Source organism: Rhodopseudomonas sp. WA056 (assembly GCF_010906995.1).
Lineage (GTDB): Bacteria > Pseudomonadota > Alphaproteobacteria > Rhizobiales > Xanthobacteraceae > Rhodopseudomonas > Rhodopseudomonas palustris_G.
Genome location: NZ_QPFS01000055.1, coordinates 1 through 17,286 on the forward strand (window position 1 = coordinate 1; position 17,286 = coordinate 17,286).

A 17,286-nucleotide genomic window follows, 5' to 3' on the forward strand; every position below is an offset into this window, starting at 1 on the left:
ATGTAAGCCAGCTCACCCCGCCTTGCGCTGCCTTGCGTTGGAGCGGCGGGCTTTGGTGGTGGTGCGGGAGGAGGGGGAGGCTTTGCGGCGGCCGTGAGCCTTGCCGGTTTTGGTGCCGGATTTGCCGCCTTCGAGACTCTGCTTCAGCGCGTCCATCAGGCTGACGACGTTGCTCTCCTTCTCCTCGGGCTCGGGGAGCTTGATCGACTTGCCGGAGGCCTTGCGTTTGACCAGGGCCTTCAGCGCGGTCTCGTAGTCGTCCTTGAACTTTTTGGGATCGAAATGCGCCGCCTTGGTCTCGAGGATGTGGCCGGCGAGTTCGATCATGTCCTTGGAGATTTTCGGCGACTTGATGCCATCGAAATACTCGTCCGCATCGCGCAGCTCGTAAGGGTAGCGCAGCGTGGTTGCCAGCAGGCCCTTGCCGAACGGCTCGATCGCCAGCACATGCTCGCGGTTGGTGAGCACGATGCGACCGAGCGCGACGCGACCTTTGTCCTTCATCGCGTCGCGGATCACCGCGAAGGCGTCGACGCCGGCCTTGCCGTCCGGCACGATGTAATACGGATGATTGAGAAAGCGCTGGTCGATTTCGTCGGCCGGCACGAAGCTGTCGATGTCGATAGTGTGGGTGCTCTCGATCTGAACTGCTTCGAGTTCGTCCTTTTCGATCTCGATGTACTTGCCTTTGCGCACCTCGTAGCCGCGGGCCTTCTGATCCTTCTCGACCACCTCGCCGGTGTCTTCGTCGATCATCTGCTGCTTCAGCCGATTGCCGGTTTCCGCATTGATCATGTGGAAGCGGGTCTTCTCGACGCTGGTCGTGGCCGGATATAGCGCCACCGGGCAGGTGACGAGGGACAGCTTCAGCGTGCCCTTCCAGTAGGCGCGAGGCATGGGAATTCTCCGAGGGCTCGAGCAGTCGCGACCGGGCGGTCACGTCGATGCTATCATGGGTGGAACTTGAACGGGCATCCCGGGTTTTGGTTCCGACCAAGCCCAGCCTGTCGGCGGTGAGTAAGGAGCGACGGTGGCCAGCAACAAGCTCAGCATCTACCGCAAGAAACGCGATTTCGAGCAGACCGCGGAGCCGCGCGGCGACGCCAAGGTGGCAACTTCGAAACAGCGTCGGTTCGTGATCCAGAAGCACGATGCCACCCGTCTGCACTATGACCTGCGCCTGGAATATGGCGGCGTCTTCAAGTCCTGGGCAGTGACCAAGGGACCGTCGCTCGATCCGCACGACAAGCGCCTCGCCGTCGAGGTCGAAGATCATCCACTCGACTACGGCGACTTCGAAGGCACGATCCCGAAGGGCCAGTATGGTGGCGGCACGGTACAGCTCTGGGACCGCGGCTATTGGGAGTGCGACGATCCCGAGCGCGGCTTCAAAAAGGGCGATCTGAAGTTCACCCTGCACGGCGAGAAGCTGCATGGTAGCTGGGTGCTGGTGCGGATGCGGCACGACCGCACCGGCGGCAAGCGCACCAATTGGCTGCTGATCAAGCACCGCGACGATGACGCCCGCGAGGGCGACGCCAACACCGTGCTCGACGAAGACCGCTCGGTCGCCTCGGGCCGCGCCATGGAGACGATCGCGGAGGGCAAGGGCAAGGCACCGAAGCCGTTCATGCTGCGCAAGGCGGCCGCGAAGGTGACGGCGGATGCGGTGTGGGATTCCAACACCGGGCTTGCGGCCGATCAGCGGGCAGAGACCGGCGCTGCGAAGAGGGCGACGAAAGCCAAGGCGAAGACGGGGGTGAAAGCGAAAGCTGCCAAGGCCGCAAAGCCTACCGTGAGGAGTAAGTCAGCTGTTCGTGGCACGCGCACGGCCATGCCGGATTTCGTGCCGCCGCAGCTCTGCACCTCGGTGGAACGGCCGCCCGGCGGCGAAGGCTGGGGCCACGAGATCAAGTTCGACGGCTACCGGATGCAGCTCCGCATCGAGCAGGGGCAAGCCAAGCTGCTGACACGCAAGGGCCTCGACTGGACGGGCAAATTCAGCGCGATCGCGGAAGAAGCAGCGTCGCTGCCGGACGCGATCATCGACACCGAGGTGGTGGCGCTGGATTCGCACGGCCAGCCGGATTTCGCCGCGCTGCAGGCGGCGCTCTCCGACGGAGATACCGACAACCTGATCTGCTTTGCGTTCGATCTGCTGTACGCGGAGGGCGAGGATCTGCGCCGGCTGCCGCTGTCGGAGCGCAAGGAGCGGCTCGCCGCTTTGCTGAAGGCCGCACGTGGCCGTCGCAAGGAAGGGCTGATCCGCTACGTCGAGCATTTCGAAACCGGCGGTGACGCCATTCTGCAATCGGCCTGCAAGCTGTCGCTCGAAGGCATCGTGTCGAAGAAGCTCGATGCGCCGTATCGCTCCGGCCGCAGCGGTGCCTGGACCAAGGCGAAGTGCCGCGCCGGCCACGAGGTGGTGATCGGCGGCTGGAAGACCACGAACGGCAAATTCCGCTCGCTGCTGGTCGGCGTGCATCGCGGCGATGATCTGGCCTATGTGGGCGTCGTCGGCACCGGGTTCGGCCAGGACGTCGTCAAGCGCATCCTGCCCGAGCTGAAGGCGCATGAAGCCGATAGCAATCCGTTCAGCAGCGCCAATGCGCCGAAGAAGACGCGCGACGTCCACTGGGTGACTCCGGAGCTGGTCGCCGAGATCGAATTTGCCGGCTTCACCGGCGGCGGCATGGTGCGTCAGGCGGCCTTCAAGGGGCTGCGCGCCGACAAGCCGGCTGCTGAGGTCGAAGCCGAGGAGCCGCAGCAGGTCGAGCTGGCCGAACCAAAGTCGAAGCGCCGGGCCGCCAAGACGGCGAAGCCGCGAAAGGCTGCGGGCAAGCGCGCCGCGCCCCGCCGCGCCGACGCTGCCCGGTCCGAGGTGATGGGCGTGGTGATCTCCAAGCCCGACAAGGAGCTGTGGCCTGCGAGCGAGATCAGCGGCGCCGTCACCAAGCGAGATCTAGCCGATTACTTCGCCGAAGTGGGGGACTGGCTGATCCCGCACATCAAAGGCCGGCCGTGTTCGATCGTGCGCGCGCCCGACGGCATCGGCGGCGAGCTGTTCTTTCAGCGGCACGCCATGCCGGGAATGTCGAACCTGATCGAACTGGCCAAGGTTTCCGGCGATCGCAAGCCCTATGTGCAGATCGACCGCCTCGAGGGCCTGATCGCCGTGGCGCAGATCGGCGGCGTCGAGTTGCATCCTTGGAACTGCGCGCCGAACCGCTACGACGTGCCGGGACGGCTGGTGTTCGATCTCGATCCGGCGCCCGAGATCGGGTTCGACGAGGTGATCGTGGCCGCCAAGGAAATGAAGCAGCGTCTCGAAGCGCTGGGGCTCGCGACGTTCTGCAAGACCACGGGCGGCAAGGGCTTGCACGTCGTGGTGCCACTGAAGCCCGATGACAGTGTCGACTGGAAGGCGGCCAAGACGTTTGCCCAAACGGTGTGCGCGCAGATGGCCGAGGACAGTCCCGAGCAGTATCTGCTCAACATGTCGAAGCAGAAGCGTACGGGAAAGATTTTCCTCGATTATTTGCGCAACGACCGGATGTCGACCGCGGTCGCGGTGCTGTCGCCGCGCGCCCGCGCCGGCGCCACGGTGTCGATGCCGGTGACGTGGTCCCAGGTGAAGGCCGGTCTCGACCCCAAGCGCTACACCATCGAGTCGGTGCCCGCGCTGATCAAGCGGTCCAAAGCGTGGACGGACTACGACGAAGCGGCAGCCCCACTGAAGCCGGCCATCAAGGCGCTGACGTCGGGCGCATCATGAACCCGGCGTGACGCGCGTCCGTTCCGCTGACTCTGTGCCGCATACGTGGATGCCCGGGACGAGCCCGGGCATGACAGCGTCGATCGGCAGATCGAAGTTAGTTTGCGTCAGATCTTGCCGAGCAGCAGCAGGATCAGCAGGATCACGATCACCAGACCGAGGCCGCCGCCGCCGTAGTATCCGGTGCCGTAGAACGGTCCGCCGCCGACGCCGGTGAAGCCGCCCAGCAAGGCGATGATCAGAATGATGAGGATGATTGTGCCGATGGACATTTCCGCTCTCCTTATCGCGGCGGGTCGCCCGAGTGCTCCGCCTGCTGGGAGTGAGAACACGGCGTAACAACGAAGGTTCCGCAGCGGAAACTTGAGATATGGCGCGCCGCCCTGTTGTTTTCGCAATGCTCACTTAGATAGGGGAGTAATCAACCCACGCAGTGACGAGGACGCCCCAATGTCAGCTCCACTTGTCGTATCGATCCCTCATCGCCTCGGCCGCGACGAAGCGCGCCGCCGGCTGCAGACCGGCCTCAGCCGCGCAGCGATCAACGTGCCGATCCTGAAGGTGGATGAGGAGACCTGGCGCGGCGACCAGATGCTGTTCCGCGTCCGCGCGCTGGGCCAGGTCGCGGCGGGTCATGTCGACGTCGCCGAAGATCACGTCCGGCTCGAAGTGCGTCTGCCTTGGCTGCTGCAGAAATTCGCCGATGCGGCGCGCGTCGTGATCCAGAAGCGCGGACACCTGATGCTCGAGAAGAAGTAATAAGTTGCGTGCGTCGCACCAAATTATGGCGCTGCAGCAAGTAGTTATCGGCAGACTGCGTTAAGTTGTAAGTAACCGAATCTTGAAATCCTGGTCGTGCGGGTGAGGGAACCGATTTCCTGATCGGCACAAACCCCGTCAGGCCGTCCGGCTCCAGCTCCCGGGCGGCCTCGGTGTTTGTGGGAGGGCACGATTCTTCGCCGCTTCCGATGACCGAACTCTTGGACAGTCTCTCCCCGATTCATTCCGGGGCGCGCGAAGCGCGAACCCGGAATCTCGCAGCGAGCAGAGCTTGCGGGAGTCGGTGCCCGCGGCAGATTCCGGGTTCGCTCGCTACGCGAGCGCCCCGGAACGACGAGGTGGGTCTGCGTTGACCGCTCTGCAAGACGCGCAGTCTGCTCAGTCGCGCCGGACTCGCTTCGTGCCTGTCAGGCGCGCGCGGTGTACGGCGACGGGGAGGTGCCGGAACAGGTGGCGGAGCTGCAGTTCGCCCGACGCGTTCTCGCCATCGCCGGTTTCGACCGCGTAGCCTTTGGTATCGATCGCGCCATCATACGCATCGGCGGCCGGCCATTGCCGGCCATCATCGGACAACGCTGCAAGGCCCTTCGCCACGACGACGATCACTGCTTCGCTGCCGCGGGTGCGGGCGAATGCGACGATGTGGTCGCGGTGGGCGCCTTTCACGGCGAGCGGCCGGTAGTCGCCGTCGGCGAACAGCTCTGCGTGGTCGCGCCGGAGCCGCAGCAACCGATGCGTCCAGGCCAGCTTGACCCGGCCGTCGCTCCAATTCGCGGTCAGCGTTTCCCAGTCCGGCTGGTCGTGCAATGACTTCAGCGCCGCAGAACGGGCGTCGAAATCCACCGGACGGCGGTTGTCGGGATCGACCAGCGAAAAATCCCAGAATTCGGTGCCCTGATAGAAATCCGGTACGCCCGGTATCGTCGCCTTCAGAGTCAGCTGACCGAGCCCGTTGAGCGCGCCGAGCAGCGACAGCCGGCGGTGCAAGGTCTCGACCGACTCCAGGAACGCTCCCGACAGCGCGGGATCAAGAATGCGGTCGATGAAGGTGCGGACGCCCTCTTCGTAAGCGAGGTTCGGATTGAGCCAGTTGGTTTCCTGCTTGCCCTCGCGGGCAGCCTTCAGCGCGAATCCCTGGAAGCGATCGGCGAAATCCGGATCGGGCGTCAGCGGCCAGGCTCCTAGCAGCGCCTGGTACAGCATGTATTCGAACGCGGGCGAGGGCGCGCGCATCTCGCCGGCGACGACGAGATGCGGCGCGTTGAGCAGCTTCCACTTGCCGACGGCGCTGGCCCATTCGCCGGGAATCTCGGCGAGCGACAACAGCCGCGCGCGCGCGTCTTCGCCGCGCTTGGCGTCGTGCGTCATCGTCGCCGTCATGCCGTGCGGCCAATCCTGGGCGCGGCTCTGCATCGCGGCGTGGAATGCGGCGGTCGGCATCTCCTGCGCAGCCGGATCGCCGCCGACCTCGTTCAGCGCCAGCAGCCGGTGATAGCGATAAAACGCGGTGTCCTCGAGCGACTTCGCCATTGTCGGCCCGGTGAACTGCTGCACCTTGAGGGCGAATCGGCGCACCCGCGGCTTGGAGTGTGGCGCGCGGCCGGGATTCACCAGGTCCATCGTCAGCACGTCTTTGAGGAATTCGAAGATGCCGTCGTCGGCGCCGAACCAGTCGGCCCGCGCTTTGGCGATAGTGTCTTCGATCAGCCGGCGGTCGAGCTGGGTCGGGCTGTTGCCGGTCAGATAGGTGCGATACACCGGGAAGTGCAGCACGTAGAGCTCGAACGCTTGCCGCAGATTGTCGGCGGAGAAATCGCGGGTCGAGTAGTGACCTGATGCGATCCGCGCCAGCAGCCGGGTGAGCACGGTGAACTCGCTCAGCAGCAACGTCTCCAGCACGCGGCGCTTGGCGGCCTTGAGCACCGGATCGAACGTCGGCGACAGATTGCTGGCCTGCCGCCAGGTCTCGTCGAGCGGCTTCAGGCCGCCGCCGTCGAGCAGAACTCGGGTGATGACGTTGAGCCATTCGTAGCCGGTGGTGCCGTGCACGCCGGCGAAGCGATGCAGTTCCTCGCCCTCGCCAAGAATTTTTTCGATCACGGTGTACAGCGGCGGCGCATCCGGCCCCTGCGCGTCGCGCGCCAGCCGGCGCAGCCGCTGGAAATACTGCGCCGGATCGCGCAGGCCGTCGATGTGGTCGAGCCGCAGGCCGTGGAGCTGACCGTCCTGGAGCAGCTTCTTCACGCGGCTGTGGATCGCCGCGAAGGTGCCGGCATCCTCGACCCGCAGGCCGGCGAGGGTGTTGACGTCGAAGAACCGGCGATAGTTGATCTCGCTCGACGCTAGCTGCCAGTGCCCGAGCTTGTAGTGCTGGCGCTCAAGCAGATTGTGGAGCGCCTGGATCTGGGTGGCGCGGCCTTCGCCGGCGCGGTAGGCGTCGAGACCGCGTACGATCACCTCGGCAGCGCCAGGTATCGCCTTCAGCGCCGCCTTGAATTCCGGGGCCTCGGCGCGCGCGGGGCGGCGCAGCCCGGTGTAGCGCGCGGCGAGCTCCAGGATCGCGCGGCCCGTATCGGTTTCGGCGGCATCGGCCTCGCGCACCACGGTGCGCAAGATCTCGCTGTAGCGCTGCGGCGCGATCGGCAGCCGATGTTCGTAGTACCAGGCCGAGAAGCTGCCGTCGGCGGAGTCATAACGCAGTTCGATCTCGCCGCCTTCCAGCGCCTTGCCGTAGGACGAGCCGATGATCGGCAGCAGCACGCCGCCGCGGGCGCGGAACGGCAGCATCTCCCAGTCGATGTCGAACGACGCGGCGTGCGGCGAGGCCGCGCCCCATTCCAGCACGTCGAGCCACCATGGATTGTCGGCGTAGTGCACGCCGACATGGTTCGGCACGAAATCGAGGATCAGGCCGATGTCGTGCTGCTTCAGCGCCGCGCTGAGCCGGGCGAAGCCTTCTTCGCCGCCGAGTTCGGGATTGAGTTGGGTGTGATCGACGATGTCGTAGCCGTGGGTCGAGCCCTTGCGCGCCTTCATGAACGGCGACGCGTAGAGATGCGAAATCCCGAGGCGCTTCAGATAGGGGACGATTGCGGCGGCGTTGTCGAAACCGAAATCGGCGGTGAGTTGCAGACGGTAGGTGGCAGTCGGAATGACAGGAGGCATTTAGGATTGCTCGAGGCGCCAGGTCACCGCCCACGGCGGAATGATCCGGTTCCAATCGTCGCCACACAGAATCGTTCCAACGCCTGCCGCGGCGCCGGCCTGCCGCTCGCTGTCCGTCAAATTCGCCGCGAGTCGCAACGTCGATCCATCGCCGAGCCGCCACGTCGCGGTCAGCATCCCATCATCGGCAACCGCCGCTGTGCCGAACCGCGCACCCGCGAGCCGCGGCACGATCATGTTGCGGCGGATCTGCAGCAACCGCGACACCAGCGCCAGTCGCTGTGCGCCAGCGCCGCCGTCACGCTCGCGCCAATCGAGCACGGCGCTTTTGAACGTCTCCGCGCTCAGCGGATCGGGGACGTCGTCGCCGTACTTCTCGTAGGCGCCGGCGAATTCCTTGCGGCGGCCGGCGCGCACCGCTTCGGCCAGCTCGCCATGGAAGTCGCAGAAGAACGGAAACGGCGCCTGCGATCCCCATTCCTCGCCCATGAACAGCATCGGCGCCATCGGCGCCAGCAGCGTGATCGCCAGCGCGGCTTCGATCGCCTCGGGCTTGGCGAGGCTCTCCAGCCGGTCGCCAAGCGCGCGATTGCCGATCTGGTCGTGGTTCTGCAGGAAGTTGACGAAGCCGAGCGGTGGCAGTTCGCCGCTCGGCTCGCCGCGCGGGGTGCCGCCGCGATGCGCCGACGGCTCGCCCTGATAGGCGAAGCCGGAGCCGAGCGCGCGCGCCAGGTGCCGCAGCGGCGCATCGGCATAGTCGGAATAGTAGCCCTGGCGCTCGCCGGTCAGCGCGACGTGCCAGGCGTGGTGATAATCGTCGTTCCACTGCGCGCGATACTGCCCGCGCGACGGATCGGTGACCGGATCGAGCACGGCGGCGATGTTGTCGTCGTTCTCCAGCACCAGATGGATGTGCCGCCCGGTCTCGGCCGCCAGCTTGCCGGCCTCGCGGGACAATTCGTGCAACATCGGGATCTCGCCCTGATCGGGGATCGCGTGCACGGCGTCGAGCCGCAGCCCGTCGAACCGATAGTCGCGCAGCCAATGCAGTGCGTTCTCGATCGCGAAGGCGCGGACTTCGCCGACCCGATAGTTGATCGCGTTGCCCCACGGCGTGTGCTTGTCGGAGAAAAAATCGGGCGCGTAACCGCCGAGATAATTTCCCTCCGGACCGAAGTGGTTGTAGACCACGTCGAGAAACACCATCAGGCCGCGCAGATGCGCTTCGTCGATCAGCGCCTTGAGATCTTCCGGACGGCCATAGGCGCTGTCTGGCGCGTACCACAGCACGCCGTCGTAGCCCCAATTGCGCTGTCCCGGGAAGTCTGCCAGCGGCATCAATTCCAAAGCGGTGATTCCTGTCGCGACCAGATGATCGAGCTTGTCGATCATCGCGCGGTAGCTGCCTTCGGGCGTGAAGGTGCCGACATGAGTTTCCAGCAGCACGGTATCTGCCCACGGACGGCCACGCCAATCCGTTGCGCGCCAGGCGTAGGCGGCGTGGTCGATCACTTCGCTGGGGCCGGAGATGTCGTCGGGCTGAAACAGCGAGCCGGGGTCCGGCACCTCGAGCTCGCCGTCGATGCGGAAGCGATAGCGTGCGCCGACGCCGGGGCCGGCGACTTCCGCCGCGTGCCAGCCCTTGTCGTCGCGCAGCATTGGATGCGTTGCGCCGTCCAGCACCACCTCGACCTGCTGCGCGTTCGGCGCCCACAGCCGGAATTCGACGCCGCCGGCCGTGAGGCGCGGACCGAAGCTGCGTCCGGTCATGCCATCGTCCCGGCAAAGGCGAGCACCGAGCGTGGCGGCGCCGAGCTGACGCTGCCGAATTTCAACGGCGCGACCTGCACGGTATCCTTGGTGGTGTCGAACAGCTGGTGCCAGACAGGAAAGTCGCTGGTCTTCGGCAGATGGAAGTCGATCGCCTCGCCCCCAGAATTCAGCACAATGAAGATGGAATCGCCGCCGGCCTCGCTCGGGCTCAGCATGTAGGCCAGGAAGCGGCCGTCGGGAAACGCCCAATCCTGCTCGGTCATCTCCGCCGCCGACGGCGTCAACCACAGCACGCCATACGAGCCATCGGCCCGGCGGCCATCGAGCCAGCGGCGCGAGCGAAGCTGCGGAAAGCGGCGGCGGATGTCGGTCATCAGCCCGACGAACTCGACCATATCGTCGTCGGTGTTGCTGCCGTCCCAACCGACCCAGCCGATCTCGTTGTCCTGGCAATAGGCATTGTTGTTGCCGGACTGCGAATTGCCGACCTCGTCGCCGGCGAGCAGCAGCGGCACGCCCTGCGCCAGGAACAGGCAGGCGAGCTGGTTCTTGCGAAGCTGGCGGCGCAGGCCGAGAATCTTCGGATCGTCGCTCGGGCCCTCGACGCCGCAATTGATGCTGTGATTGTCGTTGGACCCGTCGCGATTTTCCTCGCCGTTGGCGAGGTTGTGCTTGTGCTCGTAACTGAACAGGTCGGCGAGCGTGAAGCCATCGTGCACGGTGACGTGATTGACGCTGGCGCGCGGCATCCGGCCGTCGTGGTTGAACATGTCGGACGAACCGGTCATCCGCCGCGACACTTCGCCGATCAGGCTGCCTTCACCGCTCCAGTAGCGCCGCATCACGCTGCGGTAGCGATCGTTCCATTCCGACCATTGCGACGGGAACGCGCCGACCTGATAGCCGCCCATGCCGAGATCCCAAGGCTCGGCGACCAGCTTGACGCCGGCAAGCGCCGGATCCTGCCGGATCGCGGTAAAGAAGCCGCCTTTGCGGTCGTAGCCGTTGGGCCCGCGCGCCAGCGTGGTGGCGAGGTCGAAGCGGAAGCCGTCGACGTGGCAGACTTCGACCCAATAGCGCAGGCTGTCCATCACCATCTGCAGCACGCGCGGATGCGTTAGGTTCAGCGAATTGCCGCAGCCGGTAAAGTCGTCGTAGTAACGCGGATTGTCGGGCTGCAGCCAATAGTACGAGGCGTTGTCGATGCCGCGGAACGACAGCGTCGGACCGAGATGATTGCCCTCCGCGGTGTGGTTGTAGACGACGTCGAGCAGGACTTCGATTCCGGCGTCGTGCAGCCGCGCCACGGTGGTACGGAACGAGTCCAGCGGATTGTCCTTGTCCGGCGTGTAGCGGGTCTCCGGTGCGAAGAACGAGATCGTGTTGTAGCCCCAGTAGTTCACCAGCTTCTTCTCGACCAGGATGCGGTCATCGACAAAGCCGTGAACCGGCAAAAGTTCAATTGTGGTAACCCCGAGCCGTTTCAGATGCGCGATCATCGACGGGCAGGCGAGGCCTCCGAAGGTGCCGCGCAGTCCGGGCGGCACATCGTCGCGAAGCTGGGTCAGTCCCTTGACGTGGGCTTCGTAAATGACGGTGTCTTCCCAGCGGATCCCGGGCCGGGTTTCGCGGCGGCCGCTGCCGACGGTCTCGTCGACCACCACCGCCTTCGGCATGCCGCGTGCGTTGTCGCGGCGGTCGAACGACAGATCCTCGCGCGGAGAGCCGGTGCGATAGGCGAAATGGGCTTCGCTCCATACCAGGCGTCCGCTCAGCCGTTTGGCATAGGGGTCGAGCAGCAGCTTGTGGGCGTTGAAGCGATGGCCGTGGTCAGGATCGTAGGGCCCGTACACCCGGTAGCCGTAGAGCTGGCCGGGCGAGACGTCGTTGAGATAACCGTGCCAGACGTCTTCGGTGCGCTCCGGCAGTTCGATCCGCTCCAGCTCGCGGCGGCCTTGGGCGTCGAACAGACAGAGCTCGACCTTGTGGGCGTTGGCGGAGAACAGCGCGAAGTTGGTGCCGCGCCCGTCCCAGGTCGCTCCGAGACGGGAGTCGGTTCCGGCGGTGAGGCGCATAGCGAGTATCCCGATCAAGAAGTTCGCATAGCCTGCGATTGTCTTTGTTAGCGAACTTCGAAATCGAAGGACACTGTTAATCTGCTGTTCCGGCGCGGCGCCGTGGACAACGCCGCCGGCGCGCAGGGCTGGCTCGCGGGACTGTCACATTGGAGCTGGTTCGGCTCTGGCGACCCCTTCGGAGCATTTCGCCTTAGATCCGAAGCCTCAAGGACTGGCGACACGCGATCGTCCTGCCCGATGTCGCCCGACTTTCGTCTGTTCAGTCCTCTGGGACGAGGAATATAGCGGCGAGCGGCGGAATCGTCAGGCTCAGCTCCGGCACCAGGCCGTCCCGCGGTCGGACTTCGCCGCCATTGCCGACATTGCTGCCGCCGTACACTGCCGAATCCGAGTTGAATACTTCGCGCCAGCGGCCCGGAAACGGTACGCGCACCCGGTAGTCCTGATATACGTTCGGCGAGAAGTTGACGATCACCAGGCAGCGCGATCGGGTGTCGTTGCCCTTTCGCATCCATGCGAACACGTTGCGGTTGGCGTCTTCGGTGATCAGCCATTCGAAGCCGAACGGATCGCAGTCGAGCTGATGCAGCGCCGGCAGCGACCGATACAGCTTGTTGAGGTCGCGGATCAGTGCCTGGATGCCGGCGTATTTCGGATAGTCGAGCAGGTGCCAATCGAGCGAGCGGTCGTGGCTCCATTCCCGCTCCTGGCCGAACTCACCGCCCATGAACAGCAGTTTCTTGCCGGGGTGGCCGAACATGAAGGCGTAGTAGGCACGCAGGTTGGCAAAGCGCTGCCACTCGTCGCCCGGCATCCGGCCGAGGATGGAGCGTTTGCCGTGCACGACCTCGTCATGCGACAGCGGCAGGATGAAATTTTCCGAGAACGCGTAGTGCAGCCCGAACAGAATCTGGCCGTGATGATATTTCCGGTGGATCGGATCCTTGCTGATGTAGTTCAGCGTATCGTGCATCCACCCCATGTTCCATTTGTAGCCGAAGCCGAGTCCGCCGAATTCGACCGGTCGAGACACCTGCGGCCACGCCGTGGATTCTTCGGCCGCGGTGGTGGCGTGCGGGAATTTGGCGTACACCTCGGTGTTGAATCGGCGAATGAACTCGATTGCCTCGATGTTCTCACGCCCGCCGAATTTGTTGGGAATCCAGCCGCCTGCCGGCCGGCTGTAGTCGAGGTACAGCATCGACGCTACGGCATCGACCCGCAGCGCATCGATGCCATAGCGCTCCAGCCAGAACAGTGCGTTGGCGGTGAGGAAATTGACCACTTCGGTGCGGCCGTAATTGTAGATCAGGGTGCCCCAGTCGAGATGCCGCCCCTGCATCGGGTTGGCGTGCTCGTACAGCGCAGTGCCGTCGAAATTACCGAGGCCGTGCGGATCGTCCGGGAAATGGCCCGGCACCCAGTCGAGCACCACACCGATGCCGGCTGCATGCAGGGCGTCGACCAGCGCGCAGAAGTCTTCCGGCGACCCGAACCGCGAGGTCGGAGCATACAGGCCGGTCGGCTGGTAGCCCCAAGATCCGTCGAACGGATGCTCGCTGACCGGCAGGAATTCGACATGGGTGAAGCCCATGTCTTGGACATAGGCCGGCAATTGCTCGGCGAGCTCACGGTAGGTCAGCCACTGGTCGCCGTCCTTGCGGCGCCACGAGCCGAGATGCACCTCGTAGATCGACATCGGTGCCGACAGCGCGTTGATGTTGTCCGGGGCGGGTCGCGGTCGCGGCAGCGTGGTGGCATCGACCACGATCGATGCGGTCTTCGGCCGCAGCTCGGCGGCGAACGCCAAGGGATCTGATTTCTGGGGCAGTTGCTCGCCGTTCGGTCCGGCAAGATCGAACTTGTAGTGATCACCGGCGCGGGCGCCCGGGATGAACAGTTCCCAATAGCCGTTGCCGCGCACCCGCATCTGGTGGCGAAGCGGATTCCAATAGTTGAAATCGCCGACCACGCTGACGCGGCGTGCGTTGGGCGCCAGTACCACAAAGGCGACGCCGGCGATGCCGTCCAGCTCCATCGGATGGGCGCCGAGCTTGTCGTACAGCCGCTGATCGGTGCCTTCACCGAGCAGATAGAGATCGAAGTCGGTCAGGATCGGGGGAAAGCGATAAGGGTCGTGCAGCTCGACGGTGGTGTCTCCGAACCGGGCGCGAAGCGTGTAGCGCGATGCGGCGCCCGGCAGCGCTCCGACGAATAGGCCGGACCGGTGGGCCTGTTCGAGCGAAGCCGTGGTGCCGTCGTCTCCCACCACCTCGACCGCGGTGGCGTCCGGCAGCAGGACGCGAACCACGGTACCGCCGTCCTGTGGATGCGGGCCGAGATAATGAAACGGGTCGGCATGACGGCCTTCGACAACAGCGTAGGCTTCGTCACTCAATTGCGCGGTCATGGAAACTCCTCGGGCGGCGGCGACAGGATGCGGAGAATGCCGGCGAGCGGCACCCGCAGCCAATCGGGACGGTGCGCGATCTCGTAGTCGATCTCGTACAGCGCCTTTTCAATCAGAAAGAAATCGAGCCATCGATCCGCTGCGTCAGGATCGGCCGGCCAGACCGGGCTTTCGCCCATGGTCTGACGGTACCCGTCCAGGAACGCGGTCGTGGCGCGGATGCGCCACAGTTCGAGTGCTTCGTTCAGCCGGCCGGGTTCGTCGGGCGGCGTTTTGAGCGCGCGGGTGAGCGCCGCAGTGGTCGAATAGTCGATCGAGCGCACCAGACCGGCAACATCGCGTGCCGCCGGCGCCTTGGCGCGGCGCTCGGCGAGGGTACGGCGCGGTTCGCCCTCGAAGTCGATGATGTAGATGTCGTCCTTGACGATCAGCATCTGACCGAGATGGAAATCGCCATGGTGACGGATGTTCAGGCCGCCGTCATCGCCCAGGAGCTCGCCGATGCGGCCCATCAGGATCTCGCGAGCCGCCAAAAGACGGTCGACCAATGCCTTGTCGGGGTCGCTGAAGCCGTCGCGCCGGCGCCGCAGCTCGCCGAGTACCCGTTCGGCCGCGGCCGAGACGGTCGCGACCCACGAACGTGCCTCGTCCGGGCCGATCGGCTCCGGCGCAAAATCGGGCAGCTCCGGGTGACCGGCCAGCGCGATGTGCATTTCGGCGACGCGCCGGCCGGTATGTTGCATGAAGTGCAGATATGGTGCGAACTGATCACTTTCGGCGGCCTCCGGATTGCCGGTCAGCACCCGTTGCTCGTCGACATAGCGGTCTAGATAGCCGGCGGTGAGGGTCCAGCCGTCACCCTGATTGCCGATGAATTCGTGCACCACCGCGATCGCCGTCGTGGTGTCGCCTTCGACCAGTTCGACGCTGCCGAGCAGCGCCGGGGTATTGCGGTAGCCGGCCACTTCCGTGAGGAACCGCCCCATCTCCAGCTCGGGATTGATGCCGACCTGTAGCCGCCGATATAATTTGACGACGTAGTCTTCGTCGATCAGCGAGGTCGAATTCGACTGCTCGGCGTCCACCGGGCGGATGTCCTCGAACGGGCCCGCCGGCCGCTCGGCGAGCAGCGAGCCAGGACGGAATTCGAGCCGATTGCCATCGTCGCCGATTACAGTGAGCGCGCTCCGGACGTTTTGCAGCAGCAGGTCGACGAACGACGGGTCGGCGGCGACGTCGAGCAGAGTGCCCTCGCGCGCGCCCTGGCGAACCGCCGCGTAAGCGCGTGGGTTGTAGCGCTCGCGATCGAATCGGACCCAGTCGATCTGCATCGGCAGCAGATAGCGTGCGGTGGTACCGCGCAGCGTCGCTTCAAACAGCGCCAGCCAGGGACGGTTGTCGCCGTCGTTGGCGAACGGGATCGCCGAGGTCAACCGCGGATGGATCGCGCGCGGGTTGCGCTCCGGAAACCAGCGGGTTCGCGACAGGAAGGTCGGCAGTACCTCGTGCTCGAACATCGAGCGGGTGCGACCGAGCGTCATCCAGGTCGAGCCCAGCGGCACCACCAGCGTCACGAATTCAGGTACGGTGGAGACCGGCGCGACATGGGCGGCGGTGCCGGGCTCTTCCAGCTTGAACCAATAGAAGCCGAACGGCGCCAGCGTGATCATGTATGGCAGTTCGCCGATCGGCGGAAACTTGGTGCGGCCGAGCATTTCTTGCGGCACACGCTCTTTCCACGGCGACAGATCCAGCTCGGTCGCCTGCGCGGCCCGCGACAGGTTGGCGACGCAGAGAATGACTTCGTCCTCGTGTTGCCGGACATAGGCGAGCACAGCGCGGTTGCTCGGCCGGATGAAGGTCATGCTGCCCCGGCCGAACGCCGACGTTGACTTGCGGACCGCGATCAGCCGCTTCATCGCGCTGAGCAGCGACGACAGGCTGCGCTGCTGCGCCTCGACGTTGACCGATGCGTAGCCGTAGACCGGATCCATGATCGGCGGCGCATACAGCCGCGCCGGGTCGGCGCGCGAGAATCCGCCGTTGCGGTCGGACGACCATTGCATCGGGGTGCGCACGCCGTTGCGGTCGCCGAGATAGATGTTGTCGCCCATCCCGATCTCGTCGCCGTAATAGATGATCGGCGTACCGGGAAACGACAGCAGCAGCGAGTTCATCAATTCGATCTTGCGGCGGTCGTTGTCCATCAGCGGCGCCAGGCGGCGGCGAATGCCGACGTTGATCCGGGCCCGCGGGTCGGCAGCGTAGGTCTTCCACAGATAGTCGCGCTCGACGTCGGTGACCATTTCGAGCGTCAGTTCGTCGTGGTTGCGCAGGAACATCGCCCATTGGCAGTTGGGCGGAATCTCGGGCGTCTGGCGCATGATGTCGGTGATCGGGAAGCGGTCTTCCTGCGCGATCGCCATGTAGATCCGCGGCATCAGCGGGAAGTGGTAGGCCATGTGGCATTCGTCGCTGTCGCCGAAATACTGCTGGACGTCCTCCGGCCACTGATTGGCCTCGGCCAGCAGCAGCTTGCCCTTGGCGTAGGCGTCGAGCTCGGCGCGCAGCCGCTTGATGACCGCATGGGTCTCGGGAAGGTTTTCGTTGTTGGTGCCGTCGCGCTCGCACAGGTAGGGGATCGCGTCGAGCCGGAAGCCGTCGACGCCGTTGTCGAGCCAGCGCTTCATCACTTTGACGACCGCGCCGACCACGCGCGGATTGTCGAAATTGAGGTCGGGCTGGTGCGAGAAGAACCGGTGCCAGTAGTATTGGCCGGCTTCCGGATCCCAGGTCCAGTTCGATTTTTCCGTGTCGGTGAAGATGATCCGCGTGCCCTGATACTTCTGGTCGGTGTCACTCCAGACGTACCAGTTGCGCGCGCTCGAATTCTTGGGGCTCCGCCGCGCCCGCTTGAACCATGCGTGCTGGTCCGAAGTGTGGTTGACCACCAGCTCGGTGATGACGCGCAGGTTTCGTCGCTTCGCTTCGAAGATGAAGCGGCGAAAGTCCTTCATGGTGCCGAAGTCGGGATTGATCGAGCCGTAGTCGGCGATGTCGTAGCCGTCGTCGCGCTGAGGCGACGGATAGAACGGCAGCAGCCACAGCGTATTGACGCCGAGCTCCTGGAGATAGTCCAGCTTCTCGGTGAGGCCGGCGAAGTCGCCGATGCCGTCGTTGTTGCTGTCGGCGAACGCCTTGACGTGCAACTGGTAGATGATGGCGTCCTTGTACCAGAGCTCGTCGGAGGCGTCGTCGCCCGGCCTGTCGTTCGCCACGATCGGTGACATTTCATTCATGTTTCC

Annotated in this window: 9 protein-coding genes; 2 read left to right on the top strand and 7 right to left on the bottom strand. The window is 64.9% G+C overall.

All coding sequences use genetic code 11. From position 1 onward, the window contains the following. Window positions 1-12: 12 nt before the first annotated feature. The gene (gene ku, locus DU475_RS12715) at window positions 13-897 is read right to left on the bottom strand and encodes a non-homologous end joining protein Ku (RefSeq protein ID WP_164632341.1); all 885 of its coding nucleotides are present in this window, start codon (window positions 895-897) and stop codon (window positions 13-15) included. A 133-nt stretch (window positions 898-1,030) separates the two neighbouring features. On the opposite strand from ku, the gene ligD reads away from it, so the two are divergent. Then, window positions 1,031-3,775: a DNA ligase D gene (gene ligD / locus DU475_RS12720; RefSeq protein ID WP_164632342.1), complete on the top strand. Its 2,745-nt coding sequence runs from the start codon at window positions 1,031-1,033 to the stop codon at window positions 3,773-3,775. Window positions 3,776-3,882: 107 nt separating this feature from the next. Here the strand turns inward: ligD and DU475_RS12725 are convergent, their stop codons facing one another. Further along, on the bottom strand, window positions 3,883-4,047 hold the full coding sequence (locus tag DU475_RS12725) for a DUF3309 family protein (RefSeq protein ID WP_013501467.1): 165 nt from the start codon (window positions 4,045-4,047) through the stop codon (window positions 3,883-3,885). A 178-nt stretch (window positions 4,048-4,225) separates the two neighbouring features. Here DU475_RS12725 and DU475_RS12730 point away from each other — a divergent pair, with 178 nt between their 5' ends. Continuing rightward, window positions 4,226-4,534 (top strand): polyhydroxyalkanoic acid system family protein, encoded by a 309-nt coding sequence (locus DU475_RS12730; protein WP_164571258.1) that lies wholly within the window; start codon window positions 4,226-4,228, stop codon window positions 4,532-4,534. A gap of 399 nt (window positions 4,535-4,933) precedes the next feature. On the opposite strand, the gene treY is transcribed toward DU475_RS12730, so the two are convergent. The 5 genes from treY to treS form a co-directional block, all read right to left on the bottom strand. After that, window positions 4,934-7,720 (bottom strand): malto-oligosyltrehalose synthase, encoded by a 2,787-nt coding sequence (gene treY / locus DU475_RS12735; RefSeq protein ID WP_164632343.1) that lies wholly within the window; start codon window positions 7,718-7,720, stop codon window positions 4,934-4,936. Further along, window positions 7,721-9,490, bottom strand: coding sequence for a malto-oligosyltrehalose trehalohydrolase (gene treZ / locus DU475_RS12740; RefSeq protein WP_047309769.1), 1,770 nt, complete (start codon window positions 9,488-9,490; stop codon window positions 7,721-7,723). Next, the gene (gene glgX / locus DU475_RS12745; RefSeq protein WP_164632344.1) at window positions 9,487-11,568 is read right to left on the bottom strand and encodes a glycogen debranching protein GlgX; all 2,082 of its coding nucleotides are present in this window, start codon (window positions 11,566-11,568) and stop codon (window positions 9,487-9,489) included. Before glgX ends, treZ begins: the two co-directional genes overlap by 4 nt. Window positions 11,569-11,830: 262 nt before the next feature. After that, window positions 11,831-13,981 (bottom strand): 1,4-alpha-glucan branching protein GlgB, encoded by a 2,151-nt coding sequence (gene glgB / locus DU475_RS12750; protein WP_013501472.1) that lies wholly within the window; start codon window positions 13,979-13,981, stop codon window positions 11,831-11,833. Then, entirely contained in the window at window positions 13,978-17,280 is a 3,303-nt protein-coding gene (treS, locus tag DU475_RS12755) for a maltose alpha-D-glucosyltransferase (protein WP_164632345.1), read from the bottom strand. Before treS ends, glgB begins: the two co-directional genes overlap by 4 nt. Window positions 17,281-17,286 lie beyond the last annotated feature (6 nt).